The organism is Okeania sp. SIO2C2, assembly GCF_010692625.1.
GTDB lineage: Bacteria > Cyanobacteriota > Cyanobacteriia > Cyanobacteriales > Microcoleaceae > Okeania > Okeania hirsuta.
Window position 1 is genome coordinate 1 of record NZ_JAAHGM010000108.1, and the last position, 15,873, is coordinate 15,873.

9 protein-coding genes and 1 pseudogene are annotated in these 15,873 nt (G+C 35.4%); 5 read left to right on the forward strand and 5 right to left on the reverse strand.

Annotated features, from left to right (window positions below):
• Window positions 1-956: TRAFs-binding domain-containing protein (locus tag F6K18_RS34670; RefSeq protein WP_287527707.1), on the reverse strand; the 956-nt coding region annotated here is incomplete at its 3' end.
• 622 nt (window positions 957-1,578) lie between these two features.
• Window positions 1,579-1,701: a hypothetical protein gene (locus F6K18_RS34675; protein ID WP_287527709.1), complete on the reverse strand. Its 123-nt coding sequence runs from the start codon at window positions 1,699-1,701 to the stop codon at window positions 1,579-1,581.
• Window positions 1,702-1,904: 203 nt separating this feature from the next.
• Here F6K18_RS34675 and F6K18_RS34680 point away from each other — a divergent pair, with 203 nt between their 5' ends.
• From F6K18_RS34680 to F6K18_RS34690, 3 genes are all read left to right on the forward strand, one after another.
• On the forward strand, window positions 1,905-3,191 hold the full coding sequence (locus F6K18_RS34680; protein ID WP_287527712.1) for a glucose-1-phosphate adenylyltransferase: 1,287 nt from the start codon (window positions 1,905-1,907) through the stop codon (window positions 3,189-3,191).
• Between the two features lie 69 nt (window positions 3,192-3,260).
• Complete coding sequence (locus tag F6K18_RS34685; protein ID WP_287527713.1) at window positions 3,261-3,722, forward strand: AAA family ATPase; 462 nt, start codon at window positions 3,261-3,263, stop codon at window positions 3,720-3,722.
• Between the two features lie 1,163 nt (window positions 3,723-4,885).
• Window positions 4,886-5,899, forward strand: a complete 1,014-nt coding sequence (locus F6K18_RS34690; protein WP_287527715.1) for a DnaJ C-terminal domain-containing protein — start codon at window positions 4,886-4,888, stop codon at window positions 5,897-5,899.
• Window positions 5,900-7,167: 1,268 nt separating this feature from the next.
• Here F6K18_RS34690 and F6K18_RS34695 read toward each other — a convergent pair.
• From F6K18_RS34695 to cysC, 3 genes and pseudogenes are all read right to left on the reverse strand, one after another.
• Complete coding sequence (locus tag F6K18_RS34695; protein WP_287527718.1) at window positions 7,168-9,579, reverse strand: polysaccharide biosynthesis tyrosine autokinase; 2,412 nt, start codon at window positions 9,577-9,579, stop codon at window positions 7,168-7,170.
• Between the two features lie 1,209 nt (window positions 9,580-10,788).
• Window positions 10,789-12,444: an SLBB domain-containing protein gene (locus tag F6K18_RS34700; RefSeq protein ID WP_287527721.1), complete on the reverse strand. Its 1,656-nt coding sequence runs from the start codon at window positions 12,442-12,444 to the stop codon at window positions 10,789-10,791.
• Window positions 12,445-12,470: 26 nt separating this feature from the next.
• Window positions 12,471-13,016, reverse strand: a pseudogene (gene cysC, locus F6K18_RS34705) (adenylyl-sulfate kinase); the annotation flags it as partial.
• 440 nt (window positions 13,017-13,456) lie between these two features.
• Between cysC and F6K18_RS34710 the strand changes: the two are divergent.
• On the forward strand, window positions 13,457-13,708 hold the full coding sequence (locus F6K18_RS34710; RefSeq protein WP_124145935.1) for a hypothetical protein: 252 nt from the start codon (window positions 13,457-13,459) through the stop codon (window positions 13,706-13,708).
• A gap of 550 nt (window positions 13,709-14,258) precedes the next feature.
• On the forward strand, window positions 14,259-15,158 hold the full coding sequence (gene hetR, locus F6K18_RS34715; RefSeq protein WP_124145936.1) for a heterocyst differentiation master regulator HetR: 900 nt from the start codon (window positions 14,259-14,261) through the stop codon (window positions 15,156-15,158).
• The last annotated feature ends 715 nt before the right edge of the window (window positions 15,159-15,873 follow it).

The following is a 15,873-nucleotide window of genomic DNA, read 5'->3' on the forward strand; positions in this document are numbered from 1 at the left end:
TCTGCCTCTAAGTTTTCACCTAAAATCAAAGCTACTTCTCCCAAAGTTGCCAGCAACCAGTAGTTATTCTCACTCCTTTGAGAAAGTGGTGGGAGTTCAGCCAAACATTTTTCCCGTACTTCAGTAGCGATCGCCCGTGCTTGTTCGTCATCTCCCATCAACATTGTCATTGTTGCAGCATTTATCCCCGGATAATAATCCCCACTCATCTGATAAGCTTGTTGATATCGTTGAGCTGCCAATGCTATTTGTTGGGTACTTTCCTCTGGAGAGCTTGCTTGCTGCCACAAATCTTTGTGAGTGCGGGCTAATAAACTAATGGTTTCCGGATCATTTTTACCTGAATTGACTAACTCTAATAATAAATTATTAGCCCGTTGAGTTGCTCCACTTCGAGCTAAACTCAAAGCTAAAAGTTGTTGTAAACGGATATTATTCGGCCATTCTTTTAATCCCTCCAATAAAATATCATAAGCCATTAGTGGTTCCCCAAGTTTCAGGATATATTCACCCAAGATCCGAAAAATTTCAGGGTAACGCAAATGCAGATTAATAGTTTCTCGACGAATTGTTTGTAAACTTTTTAAATTTAGTTGGGATGATTTTTTTAAACTTTCTAAAATTAACGATAAATTATTATCATCAACTGTAGCAGTTTTTTCAGTAGTAGTTTCGCTTCCTTCTATTCGATAACCTATAGCTAAAAGAGTTTTAATTACTCCCATAGAAACAACGCGGTCATATTCTTTTTCTGACTCTGGCAATTCTTCATAAGGCACTAAACCAGGATGTAATTTTTGGGCATCATCTCGATTTTTTCCATATTTCCAACCTTCAGAAATTCGCTGTTTTGCCCAAATGTCATGGGTATTTTTAGCCAGTAATTCAGTAATTTTTAAATGTTCTGTTGTCAGATTTACCTTGGAAGTATCTATTGGATCTGGTTTATAGTTCAAAATCTACTCCTCGATCAAATAATAGTTAACGTAAGGATTCAGGGTTACTTAACATTCATTGATGATAGTAACTATAAGTTATCAGCTATCAGTTTTTGTATTGACATAGTAAATGTTTTTGGACTACTAATCCCAAATTATTTGTGAGAAAAAATTGTAGAGGTTTGATATTCACACCTAAGATTAAAGATTGGGTTTGGAAACAAAACCGCCACAATCAATCAAATATTACAACCTAATTTAGGATTACTATAGGCGATCGCTAAAATATCTAGTTTGCTCGCTTCCAGTTTTTCACCTTCTAAAATATTTCTAAAAACAGTTGATTTTATACTTTACTTACCTACTATAAAATTTCAACTACACTGTTTCGCTAGTGAGGATATTCTTCATAATCTTGAGAAAGTCTAGGATGACAGCCTAACCAAGCAAAAGTCCTTTATACCACCCAACGTCTGGGCAAAACTTTAAATCCTTTTTCAGTTCTGAATAGTTAATTTCCATCCACTTGCTCATTGCCACTGGCTTCTCTAGTTTTATTCTATAACCTTGATCTGCCCAAACAATTTTCAGATTCGGGGCCTCATTTGATGACTTGAAGAAATATAAACTTAGATCCTTCTCAGTAATAACCCTTGAGTATACTACCAAATATTTGTTGTTTTCTTCCTTTTACCTGATTAAACCTACAAGAGAAAAGATAATTAGCGATCGCCCACCCATAACCAAAATTTAACCTAACCATATCTACATATAACACTACGAAAATAGCTTAGAACATTTATAAACGCTCAAAGTCAGTCAGGGATTACTTCTAACTTCTAACTTCTGACTTCTAACTTCTGACTTCATAAAGACTTCTGACTTCTCCTATATCTACCCCCTTGCCAACGATCCCTAACCATTGGACACTGAGAATGACAATATTGTTGGCAGTGAGGTTCAACCGTGAAAAACGTACTAAGTATAATTCTAGGCGGTGGTGCAGGTACCCGTCTCTATCCATTAACAAAACTGCGGGCCAAACCTGCAGTCCCCCTAGCTGGGAAATATCGGTTGATAGATATTCCCATCAGTAACTGCATCAACTCAGATATGCAGAAAATATATGTTATGACCCAATTCAACTCAGCTTCTCTCAACCGTCATATTACTCGTGCCTACAATTTCCCTGGTTTCAGTGAAGGTTTTGTAGAAGTTCTCGCAGCTCAACAAACTAAAGATAATCCAGAGTGGTTCCAAGGAACAGCAGATGCTGTCCGTAAATATATCTGGTTATTCAAAGAGTGGGATGTTGATTATTACCTAATTCTCTCCGGAGACCATCTCTACCGCATGGACTATCGGGAGTTTGTCCAACGTCATATTGACACAAAGGCAGATATTACTCTGTCTGTCTTGCCCATTGATGAAGCACGGGCATCTGATTTTGGTTTAATGAAAATCAATGACTCTGGTCGGATCATTGAGTTTAGCGAAAAACCTAAAGGGGACGATCTAAAAATTATGGCAGTGGATACCACTGTTTTAGGAGTTAGTCCAGAAGTCGCTAAAGAACAACCCTACATTGCTTCTATGGGGATTTATGTCTTTAATAAAGATGTCATGGTCAAACTATTGGAAGAATCCGAAGCTCCAGATTTTGGTAAGCAAATTCTACCTAATTCGGCTAAAGATTATAATGTTCAAGCTTACCCATTTGAAGGTTATTGGGAAGATATCGGGACTATTAAGTCATTCTATGAAGCTAATTTGGCTTTGACCCAACAACCTCAACCACCCTTTAGCTTCTATGATGAAAAAGCTCCTATCTATACTCGCTCTCGCTACTTACCACCAAGTAAACTTTTAGACTGCCAGATTACAGAGTCAATTGTCGGAGAGGGTTGTATTCTCAAACAATGCCGAATTGACCATTGTGTTTTAGGATTGCGATCGCGAGTTGAAGCTGGTTGTGTAATTGAGGACTCTCTTCTGATGGGTGCAGATTACTACGAACCTTTTGCAGAACGTAAATCTGGCCTACAAAAGGGTGTTGTCCCATTGGGTATCGGTGCTGAAACGACTATTCGTGGGGCGATCGTTGATAAGAATGCCCGTATTGGTCGCAATGTCCAGATAATTAATAAAGACCATGTAGAGGAAGCTCAACGTGAGGACGAAGGATTTATCATTCGTAGCGGTATTGTTGTTGTCTTGAAGAATGCCGTTATCCCAGATGGCACAGTGATCTAGTCAGTGTTTGAGTTTTAGTGGTTAGTTGGTAGTAAATACCGCTAACCACTAAATGCTAATTGCTAGTTTATGAGCAAACTAATTATTCTTATTGGACTTCCAGCTAGTGGCAAATCCACTCTAGCAAGGAAAATAGTTACTAGATATCCTCAGTGTCAATTAATTTCTACTGATGCTATCCGTGCTCAGTTATTTGGTGATGAAGCAATTCAGGGGCCTTGGCTTCAAGTATGGCAGCAAGTACAGCAAAAATTTTACCAAGCTGTACGCCAGACATCTCTGGCCATATATGACGCTACGAATGCCCAACGTCGGCAACGACGACAAGTAATTGACTTGGCAAAGGAAAGTGGATTTACCCATCTAACTGGTTTATGGCTTGACAAATCATTAGAATTATGCTTAACAAGAAATCAACAACGACAGCGTCAAGTTCCTGAAGAAGTAATAATGAAAATGTATCGGCAGTTAACAGATGCTCCTCCAAGTTGTGAAGAAGGATTAGATATACTCAAACGAATTACTAAATAAGGTTTGCGCTCAAAAGTCTTTTAGTGGGGGTAGGAGACAGGAGACAGGAGACAGGAGAAATGGGAATGAGCGAGGAGGTAGGAGTAAGAATTGTCAGAGTGATTTTTCTGCTCAACTCTTGCCTAAAATACTAACTTTTTGAGCATTTTAGACTGAAACAGGCGCACTGCAATTCGACCCTAAAAAGGCTAAAATCAATATCAGTCAATGCTTTGATATTTAATCAGCAAGCCCTAAATAATATGTGGACGTTGAAAATTATTGTTATCGCAAAGCAGAAAACAGGATAGAAGAGGTTTTTTTACACTTTACTGAATAATTAAGATTTAAAGCTTCTGTGCATCAAAAAAAGACAAAAAATCTTTTAGTCAATCTTTTGATTTTAAGGAAAAGGAATTGTTAGTTATTAATTACTAAAATAAGATTTTCTCTACATACAATATTCATTAAATTCATCCCAATATTACAACTAAAAAATATCTTTAATTATTGCATTTTTCATAATTCATAATTAACTTTTAATGTGGAGTTATAGAACTAAAATTTTTTAGTACAGCCATAAAAATTCAATACTTTGCAGGTAATAGTTTGAACTCAAGCTGATAGATGATAGCTGAGTGCCTATAGATAAAGTATAAATAAATATAGAGAAATATAGAGTACGGCAATTGCTATTACTCTTTCAGGAAAAACCGAACTTAAATAAATATTAAACCTTGATAACTTGAAAGAAGTAAAGTCAAACATTAAAATTCAGCCCGATTGATTAGTTACTAATATCTGGCAGTAGTTTTTTTATAAAAAATGTTGCCAACTAGGAGATGGGTTGAAACTAACTTCTACTGGAGAAAACATAACGACCTTATCTGAATTTATGAATATTGGACTTAAAAATCAAAAAAACACTTGAAACCAGATATACAGCAGATTCCAAGTACCTGAAATACAGATGTTAACCAGGGAATTTCTACAGTGTGGGCATCTTGCCCGCTATGGATGTACCTCACACCTGATGAAATCTGATGTATATATAAAATATATATTACTTTTGACTTTTAAGACTTGACATTTATCATTAATGGTTTTCTTATAATTAATCATTAGGCAATCATAATATTACATTCACATTAATCTGAAAAATATTAAAATAAGGAGATAGATAAATGGCTACAACTGATTTTAAAGACTATTATTCAATCTTAGGTTTAACTAAAAGCGCTACTGCCGAAGAAATAAAAAAAGCTTATCGTAAATTAGCAAGGAAGTATCACCCAGATATGAACCCTGGTGACAAGAAAGCAGAAGCTCGTTTTAAAGAAGTTAATGAAGCTTATGAAGTTTTATCAGATCCAGAAAAACGTAAAAAGTATGACCAATTTGGTCAATACTGGAATCAAGTAGGTTCCACAAGTGGCGGATGGCCTGGAGGTACTGGTGGTACTACCGTAGATTTTGGAGGTTTCGATTTTAGTCAGTATGCCAGTTTTGAGGATTTTATCAATACCTTATTAGGGCGTGGTGGAACTCCAGGTAGTGGTAATGTTGGTGGACGACAAACTTATACCTACAAGACTAATACAGGTTGGCCAGGGGGATTTAATAATGGATTTGATGGTTTTTCTAATTTTGAAAATCGTCAGTCAGGAGCTTCTCTGAATTTAGAAGCTGAGATTACTCTTACTTTTTCAGAAGCTTTCCGAGGAACACAGAAACGTGTGGGTAGTGGAGAAGTTTCTATTCCTCCAGGGGTTAAACCAGGAAGTAAAATTCGAGTTAAAGGTAGAGGTCAATTAGATCCATACACTAAGAAAAGAGGAGATTTGTATTTAAAGGTAGAAATTCAGTCTCATTCTTTTTTCCAGTTTGATGGAGAGAACTTACTTTGTGAAGTACCAATAACTCCTGATGAAGCTGTATTGGGTACATCTATTGAAGTACCAACTCCTGATGGTATGGTTAATGTTAATATTCCTGCGGGTATTCGTTCCGGTCAGTCTTTACGGTTACGAGGTAAGGGATGGCCAAAAGCTAAGTCAGGGGGACGTACTGACCAGTTAGTACGGGTTACTATTACTGTCCCCAAAGATATTAGTGCTATAGAAAAAGAGTGCTACGAAAAAATTAAAGCTAATCGCACTTTCAACCCGCGTAGTCATTTACAAAATATATTTTTGTAGTTTAAGTCCACTTGGGAGTAGGGGGGTAGGGGAGTAGGGGAGTAGGGGAGTGGAAAAAACTGTGGGCGTTGCTGAATCAAGGGATGAATCTTTTTGGAACAGGTAAATCTCACTTTTAATACTTCATAATTCTTTCTTGCGTTGTCTGAGAGCTGATTTGTAAACTTAGCTAAAACCCTTATGTCATCTAACTCTCAGGGATTTAGGTATTATTGGACTATAACTCCAAAAACCTTTGTATTGCAAGGAATTCAGCCTCTTAATATTTACTTTATAAATCAGCTCTGAGTTTTAAGCTTTTGATATGTTCTAAGCTTTCCTTCGACTGCGATATAAGACTGTCCAGCATCTACAATTGGATTATATTTACCATGGTAAGGAGGGTAATAGATTAAGTGAATCTTTGATTTTTTTTCATACTAAACTGAACAATTTGTTTGATAAATTGAGTTCTACTATTAAACTATGCAATACCATTATCTAGGTTAATTACTAACTTTTCTATACCTCAATAATTAGCTTGATTTTCTTAGTAATATCTGCTTAAACAACTAACAATAAAATCGTATATTTCAGCAGAAGTTCCAAAATATTTGGAAAATTTTTCACCTTCTCTATCTTTCGAATCTATTCCGTATCTTCTACAGAATATCAAGATACAGCAGATTCCTCGCATAAGAAGTACAGAGATTAACAATTGAATGAATGCAAGTGCGGGCATCTTTCCCGCGATGGGTGCACCTGACTCAAGTGCAATCTGCTGTAATTTTCTCTAGAAATAAACCATTAAAAAAGTAAGTCTTATATCATGTCCGGTTGAACAGTTATAAATAAATGACAGAAGAGTCAGGAGTCAGGAGTTCAACAATTAATAATTAATAATTAATAATTAACAAATACATCTCCTTGAAAAGAAGAGGATTGACGCAAAAGGGAAAATTGTTTCTTCTCTTGGTCGATTGGATATGGCGAGGAAACCCGTTCTTACAGACCCGCTCCGAAGATCGCCATCCCACCCTTAGGGAAGCTGCGCTAACGACCGCTGTCTTGGTTGATTGGATATGGCGAGGGGACCTCGCCATCCCTCAACCGCTTTTTTCTCCTTTAAAGGAGAGACTTTAAACCTTAATTATTCGGTAAGAAAGAAGCAACAAAGAAGAAGAAAGAAAGAATAAAGAGGAGGAAAAGGAGAAAGTTTTTTTATCACTAATTATCCGGACATGATATTAGTATTTTTGAGATAGTTAGTAAAACTACTTCATTTCTTCTTAACGTGACTGAATATAATCATAATCATAATACCGCTGATAATAAGAATCAGCTTGATCGCCATTACCAACTATTCCCAACATAGGTACACCTGCCATACTCAAATCATCTAGAGCTAAACTTAAAGCTTCTCGCTCTGTCTTACCTAATCCCACTACTAACATTAATCCATTAGTACAAGCTGATAATAAACTAGCATCTGCTCGACCCAATAATGGCGCTGTATCGCAAATAACTAAATCAAAAGTTGTAGCTGCATCTTGAATTAATTGGTGCATCTGTGGTGAGGACAAAATTTTCGTTGGGTCTGGCGGAACAGGGCCAGATGTTAAAACAAATAGATTTTCATCCACGGGCGATCGCTGAATTGCAGTTTCTATTGGTACACCATCGGCAATTATGCTACTCAAACCCTGTTGATTAGAAAGTCCCATCATATTATGAATCTGTGGACAACGTAGATCGGCATCTATTAATAATACCCGTTGGCCCATAGCTGCAACCGCCCTGGCCAAATGACCTGCTACTGTAGATTTACCATCCCCTGGCGTTGCGGAACTAATTACAAAAGAATGGATGGGATTTTCTATATTTAGAAGGCGAATATTAGCATTTAAAGTGCGGAAAGCTTCTTGAAAAGCTGAAGGATATAATACTAAAGATGAACTGTTATTTTCTTTTAATTCATCATTCATCCAATTTCTTTGTTCATGTATAGGAATTATGCCTAACAATGGCAACCCAATGGATTTTTTGACTTCTTTTGGTGTTTGAAAAACATCTTGTTGAAATCCTTCTCCCAATTTAGCTAATAATATTCCTAATACCAATCCTGTTACTCCTCCCAGGGCAAGATTTAATATCATATTTGGAGAGACTGTTACTAACTCACCATTTTGAGTTTTTAGCAATTCTGGTGGTGCAATTAATTCCCAAGGTTGTACTTTTTCAAATACTACTTCTATCTGTAATTGCTGTTGTTTTTCTAACAAATCTTTGAGTATATTATTTGAATTTTTCAATTCTTGCTGAATTTCTTGATAACTTCCTACTACTTCTGGCATTTTTGCAATATATTCATTTAATTTTGCCTCCGCTTCATCTAATACTTTACTCCGGACTTCCAGAACTTCAATTTGATTAGCAGCCAAGATCATTTTATGAATTAACTCTAAGCGAATTGAGTCTTGAAAAGCCAAAGCTTTTTTACTTACTTCTTCTATATCTCTGCCAATAACTTTTTCTGCTTCTTGATTTAACAAAGGCAGTAATTTTTCTCTTTGTTGATATAAAGCTTGCATTTGAGGTGCTTTTTCTTTAAACCGAGCTGATTCTAGAGCAATTGTTGTTTCTACTTCCTGTAATTGATTTAGTAATGATTGATACCTTGCTGCTTGACTTAAAGCTGAAGCCATCAAAGCTTCTTCTGGATTAATTCCCAACTGACTCTTTAACATGGCATAGAGCGATCGCTGTTGGTCTAGTAATATTTTATTCTCTAGTTTTTGTGATTGAATTTGATTACTTTCTGCTGCTATTTCTTGACTTTTGAGTTCTGGGTTAATAAACAGATATTTTTGTTGTAGTTGCTGTGATTCCTTCCGTAATTCTTTGATTTTTTGTTGATTTTTTGAAATTTGTTCCTCAATAAAATCCAATCCTTCATCAGTATTAGTTTTCTGGTCATTTTGACCATATTCAGTGTAAGCTGCTGCTAATTTCTCTAAGACAAATTTAATTTTTTTTGAGTCCGAATCTCGATAGCTAACTTCTATAATTTTTGTATTGTCTAATCTTTGAATTTTTAGTTTCTCTTGACTAAAAAGTTGCCTCTCTGGTTTTTGAAACAAAGAATTATAATTAATTTCTGGATATTCTTTTTGTATATCTGCAATGATTGGCAGCATAAACTGCGGACTTTTTAAGACTTGAATTTGAGATTGATAATCTAAGCTATAGTTATCTGATTCTTGATTGTTTTGAATATTTTGGTTTGGATATGAAGTGATTCTCTCTTTTCCCGTGCCATAAATAATATTTGCTGCTTGTTGTTCCCAACTTTCTTGAGAATTTGTAGTTAATTTTTGTGATTCTGTGCCTAATTGATAATTAACTGAATTAGTAACTTTAACTGGTTCAACTAATATTTGAAATTTTCCCTGATATATAGGAATCTGATTTAAAGTCCAGAAATATGCTCCTGTTGTTGTGGCAGTTGCTACACTGAAAATCAAGAAAAAACGATGACATACTAAGTTCCAAATCTTATTTTCTTTTTGAGATAGTTTTTCCTCTAGTTGATGAAATTCAGCTTCATAGATATATTGATTCTGAGTCAAATTTTTCCTCTGATTTAGGAGTTGACCGCGATTATTATATAAAGATAATTGATAATTTTGTTCGGGTTCCATATCTATCAAGTTAAAAGTTAAAAATAAAGTTATTACTGTGAATGAAGCAAGATATATTTAAGGATATATGATTGCGGACCTGTAATTACTATATATCTTCATTGAAGAATTTTAATTTTAGAGCAGAAGGAACAAGGCTTTAGTTATCTAGGAGAGAAGGAAAAATCTTGTTTTCTCTAAGCTTTTAATATGTCCAAATCCTTTCCTTAAACTGCTATATATTTTCTGTTAGAGATTTTTTTTCGGGTTCCATATCTATAGAATTAAAAGTTAAAAATAGAGTTATTACTGTAATTCAAGCAAGATATATTTAAGAATATATGATTGCGGACTTGCAACTACTATATATCTTTATTCAATAATTTTAATTATCAGCTAGGACGTATTTTCAGTTGATACTATTTGTTATATTATGTCCGGATAATTAGTGATAAAAAAAATTTCTCTTTTTTCTTGCTTCTTCCTTCTTTCTTCCCTCCTGGGAGGGGGAGGGGCGAGGGGTGAGTTGACTCCTGACTCCTGCGTTATTTATTTATAACTATTCAACCGGTAATGATATTACCTCTTGCCTTTCCCCAAATTGGGATATATTGCCTAAATGTTTAACAAATTTTCAACAGCTTAATAGACATTTCTAAAATTACATAAAGCTTTGAGCAAACCCCTGTATAACCATTTAATAGAACATCCCTACATTCTTTTTCAGAAATGTCTATTTAATCAATAGAGCTTAAGCAAAATAATGTATTTTTATCATTACTTAGGGATAATAAAACAATCTCAAGCCAATTTTTTTTGTTGCTAAGAGCTGATTTGTAAAATTAGCTAAAACCCTTATTTAATCCAACTCTCAGGGATTTAGGTCTTATTGGGGTCTAACTCTCAACACCCTTGTATTGCAAGTAATCCAGCCTCTTTATATTCACTTTATAAATCAGCTCTAATGTACAGATCCCTATCAATATATATAGAAAATATTGACTTGGTTAGGAAATAGAATGATAATCAGTTAAATATGAGGAAAAGTTTTTCCCACTGTTGCTAGTTGCCTGTTGCCTGCTATATATGGAGCTACTGATATGTTAGTCGAAGGAAAGGGCACGAACATATCAAAAGCTTAGACAACACAAAATTTTTCCTTCTTTTTTATTGCTTCTTTTTTATTGCTTCTTTTTTATTGCTTCTTCCTTCTTTTTTTTTCCTACAAACTTAATTAAAAATATCTAAAAATATCCCTAAAATTCTATTAATAGGACTGAAAGGAGCTAAAACACCTCTAACATTATCAGTCAAAGCTGCCCTACCAGAACGACCAACTAAAATTACATCATTATTAAGTAAAGTAGGGTTAGTTTCCTCATTAACTTCCGCAGAAAAATCTACTTGTACCTGACGACGAGTAACAGTACCGTTTGGATTAAGACGAATAAGCTCCACTTCTTCAGTTTCAGCTCTTCCCTGGTTAAAACCCCCTGCCGCTAATAAAGCTTGATTAAGCGTACTATTAGGAACCATAGAAATTATCCCAGGATTAACAACTTCTCCAATAAGATTAATTTTTAGATTGCCAGGAGAAAAACTTGATGCGGTAACTTCAGCTAATTCATCCAAGTTAACTTCATCTGCTACTGGCACATAAATTGTATCTCCTGACTCTAAAACTAGGTCTTGGTTTAAATCTCCATTTTGCAGAAGTTGCCAAAGGTCTACTTTTATAACTTGTTCTGTACCAGCACGAGTTAGTCGGCGTACCATTATTTGCCGAATATCTGCAGATGGAGTAATACCTCCTGCCATTTTAATCGCTTTAGTGACAGTATGCAACTTAGTATTTTGAGAAGATGAAATATTGTTATCTGCTTCGGTAGAATCTGAGTTTTCTTCTGTAGCTGAAAGTTGACTTTGGTCAATACCTGTTTCTAATATATATGGACCAGGCCGTGCCACCTCTCCCACCACTGCAATATTGAGAGGTTGAGTATTAGTACCAGCAAAGTTAGCATTTACTAATTGAGAAGACTCTACTGGATTAACTTCAGTAATACTAGGGACAAATAAAGTATCCCCATCCCGCAGAGGAATATCTTGGCGCAAGTTACCATCTTGCAGTAGTTCCCATAAATTAATACTGATGACTTGCTCTGGAGCATTGAGTTGGGTGCGACGAATTTTGATTTGCCTGACATCTGCTGAAGTTGTCACTCCACCTGCAACCTGTAATGCTTTAGTAACTGTAGGTAATTGAGTCCCACTTTGAGTATCTTTCCCTCCATCGACAATGGGAGAAATAGTATATGAACCTGGATGTTGGACTTCTCCAGCGATCGCTATTTTTAATGGACGTGCTGCTAGGAGATTGAGATTAACTATAGATATTTGTAGATATTCCCCGTATTTTTCTTGAATTAATTCTTTTGCTTCATCTAAAGTCTTTCCCTCAACCAATACGTTACCTACCAATGGCAAGTTAAGAGTCCCATCAATTTGCACTTGATGTTGGCCATTTTTCCCACTATATTCTGGTATGTTAAAGATATCTATTTGAATGCGATCGCCACCGCCCAGTGTATATGCTGTTGAGTCTGGTAAAGGAGTTTCTGGTTCAGGAATAGATATTGGTTCTGGTGCTGGAGCAAGCAGTGGTGGTTTTGCTTCCGTACCTTCAGGCCAAGGTTCTGTGAGTTTTGGTAAAGTTGAGTTTGCTGGTGCTTTCTGAAATTTTTGAGAGAGGGGTTGAGCTTGTGCAGAATATGCCAATCCCCAGCAACTGGATAATAAAACTATTATTCCATAACTTAGATTTTTGGACAAAGATATTATTAGCAAAATGTCATCTTCCCAGTATCTAGATTTATTTTGCCTCATTGCTGAATCCCTCCCTATTCTTTAGATTACGCTAAATGACCTGATTTTTCTAAACTATTAATTATATGAGCCACACTTTCTTCTAATGTTTCTTTATCTGTGTGGCAAGTAATTTCTGGATTTTCTGGTGCCTCGTAAGGGTCGTCAATACCAGTAAAATTTTTAATTTCTCCTGCCCTAGCTTTGGCATATAATCCTTTTACATCCCGTGTTTCACATACTGCTAAAGGTGCGTTTATATAAACTTCTATAAAATTTTCATCCATTTCCCTAATTTGATTGCGTATTTCTCTGTAGGGACTAATTGCTGCGGTAATTGCTACTACTCCGTTACGACTGAGGAGATGAGCTACAAATCCAATTCTCCGGACATTTATATCTCGGTCTTCCTTACTAAAAGTCAACCCTTTTGATAGATTTTCTCTAACTATATCTCCATCTAATATCTCTACTTTACGACCTCTTTGTGTTAATTTTTCTGCCACAACCTTACTGATAGTTGTTTTCCCAGCTCCACTTAAGCCTGTAAACCAAAGAATGAATCCTTTTTCCATTTTAACTTGATTTTTGTGAGTTTTGACTAATTTTACATTTTACCGGAATTTGTGAATTAGTAGTTAAGTAATACTCAATGTAACTAAATTTTTTGACAAACACAAATAAAATTTTAGGCCACCAACCTGTTAATAATTTTATTTACTGAATGAGGGCTATCTAAACCGGATAATCATGGGTAGGTAGTTGAAACATAGTTTTTTTCTTTCATAATCTATAGAATTAATTTAGGTCTTAACTTTACATCCCCTTCTATTCGTAAACCCACTTTAAGAGCTTTTCACTCAACCCCTTTTGGAAATTTTAGTATTACTTACTCTCCACAATTATTGGCATTTTTTTTAGTGTTAAAAATCGGTATAAAAGAAAATTACATTCATAAATTATTAGTTAAATATCCTGATTGTATCTTTAATATTCGTATCAGATAATAGACACTATCACACGGATTTGACCTATGCAAAGTTATACAGCGATTATTCTTTCTTTTTTATTATTACTAGGTAATACTCCTAGTAGCAAAGCTTTAGTAATTGAAAATGAAGTGGCATTTTCTTCTATATTTTTCAGAGGATCTGCTAGAACTAAAACTCATCAAGATAATGCCAAAAAGGGAAATATACGAGCTTTTGTAAACACAATTAGTACTTCTGATTTTGATTGTGAGGTTGAAAATGACAAATGTCCTCATCGTGGTAGTGGACGCTGAAGCTTATCAAAATGTCTCTTGCTGTATTAAGTTTTAATTCTTAATTACATCTTTGTTAAAGTTACTTAAGGCTTTGGTTTTACGATCTTAACTCTCTGAAAATTTGTCAAAAATTCTCTTGTTAATTAACGAGAGAATTTTATTGTTTAATATCGTAGTAAGCTATGGGGTATTTAAACTATATAACTTCAGACCTTTAAGTGTTAACAGAGAACATCAAATCTCAATGCATTATTAACCTTAGTAACCATTGATACTACTGCTATTTAAGTGTGATCTATAGTATTTTTGTATGTTATATTGATATAAATATGCATGTCAGTCAAAAGTACACAGGGTGTAAAAATCTACTAAGATAACAATCTATTCGCACACTTAATTTCCGTGCCTGCTCTTACGCCAAATGCAAAAAGTCTCAAAGAAATATACTTGCTTGGTGCAAGAGTTATATTTGGCTGAATTTCTATTATTGAATTATCATCATAGTCAGCATATTTTTAATAGAGGATGATACTATGCCTCTTAAGTTTTTGTTATTTTGGGGATTGTCATGAAAAATGATACCGATCTGATTAATAGCCTTAGTCCCAGTGCTATGGATCAGATTATGTTATATCTAGCGTTTAGTGCCATGAGGACGAGCGGGCATCGTCATGGAGCTTTCTTGGATGCAGCTGCAACTGCGGCTAAATGTGCGATTTATATGACCTATATTGAACAAGGTAAAAATCTGCGCATGACAGGACATCTGCATCACATAGAACCTAAACGGGTTAAAGTAATTGTGCAAGAAGTAGAAGAAGCGCTCACTAAAGGTAAACTACTAAAAATGTTGGGTTCTCAAGAACCTCGCTATTTGATTCAGTTTCCCTATGTGTGGCTCGAACAATATCCTTGGAATCCTGGGCAATCAAGGGTTCCTGGTAAAAATCTTACTACTGAGGAAAAGCGATATACTGAAACTAAACTCCCCCCAAATATGCCTGATGCCAAATTGATTAATTCTTTTCAGTTTATGGAGTTAATTGAGTTTTTACACAGGCGGTCTCAGGAAGATTTACCACCAGAACGCCGAATGCCTCTAAGTGAAGCTTTAGCAGAACATATTAAACGTCGCTTGATTTATTCTGGTACGGTAACTAAGATAGATTCTCCTTGGGGAATGCCTTTTTATGCCCTCACTCGCTGTTCTTATTCTCCAGAAGATGAGGAGGAACGCACTTATATCATGGTCGAAGAGACAGCTCGTTATTTCCGTCTGATGAAGGATTGGGCAGAACAAAACAACAAGGTAATGCGTATTTTGGAGGAGTTTGATATTTCTCCAGACCGCTATGAGCAAGCTAAAGAAGAGTTAGACGAAATCATTAGACATTGGGCCGATCGCTATCATCAACCAGACGGAAAACAAATGGTAGTACAGATGGTTTTTGGACCCAAGGATGATTAGTCTAATTACTTGTAAATTTCGATCATTGAGGAGTTAGAAGTTTTCTAGCTCCTGATTTAATTTAATTTTAAAGTGAAGGTTGGTAATTTGTAATTTGTAATTAGCAAACTTCTCAAATAGCTTCACTGTAAAATTATTCAGATAAATTTTCATTACTTAGCAAAATTTTCTATAGTCTCCTTCAGCATATTCTAGTAAATCTTCCCTAGTCATCCTACTAACTTTCCGCAAATCAATACTTTTTCCACTCCTAAAAATTATTGTCGCTCTTGTTCCTATAATTGTTCTTGAATATCAACCACTAGATAATTCCGTTTATCTTTTCCCCAGTGAATTTCAGCTTCATTCTTTCACTTTTAAACATTTGATTTTCCATCCATTTATCATCCCATTGGTAAGGATGCCAATAGTCTTTAACTAGCTATCAGCATTTTAGCACTAAGCTTTCAGCACGCTAAAAGCTTGAGTTTACAGCAGCTTCGGAGTTAGTGAGGTACAAAGTTTGATCGCTTTAGTAAATAGAAATCTCCAGAAAAGGTTCTTAAACCTTTATAGTACTGTTCCAAAATCGGTATTTTTGGAGAGGTCTATAGCGCTGTGCGCAGGGAACAGGCAACAGGGAACAGGGAACAGGGGGAATAAATTGCCGTTTGCGCAAGCATTCCGTAGGAATCATATAAGACTTCTAGCTCTTTTGCCCCTACTACAATTTGTA

Bases quoted from the DNA above. Each gene is read 5' to 3' on its own strand.
- F6K18_RS34675 (WP_287527709.1), bottom strand. From the start codon at position 1,701: ATGGTTAGGTTAAATTTTGGTTATGGGTGGGCGATCGCTAATTATCTT.
- F6K18_RS34685 (WP_287527713.1), top strand. From the start codon at position 3,261: ATGAGCAAACTAATTATTCTTATTGGACTTCCAGCTAGTGGCAAATCC.
- F6K18_RS34690 (WP_287527715.1), top strand. From the start codon at position 4,886: ATGGCTACAACTGATTTTAAAGACTATTATTCAATCTTAGGTTTAACT.
- F6K18_RS34695 (WP_287527718.1), bottom strand. From the start codon at position 9,579: ATGGAACCCGAACAAAATTATCAATTATCTTTATATAATAATCGCGGT.
- F6K18_RS34700 (WP_287527721.1), bottom strand. From the start codon at position 12,444: ATGAGGCAAAATAAATCTAGATACTGGGAAGATGACATTTTGCTAATA.
- F6K18_RS34710 (WP_124145935.1), top strand. From the start codon at position 13,457: ATGCAAAGTTATACAGCGATTATTCTTTCTTTTTTATTATTACTAGGT.
- hetR (WP_124145936.1), top strand. From the start codon at position 14,259: ATGAAAAATGATACCGATCTGATTAATAGCCTTAGTCCCAGTGCTATG.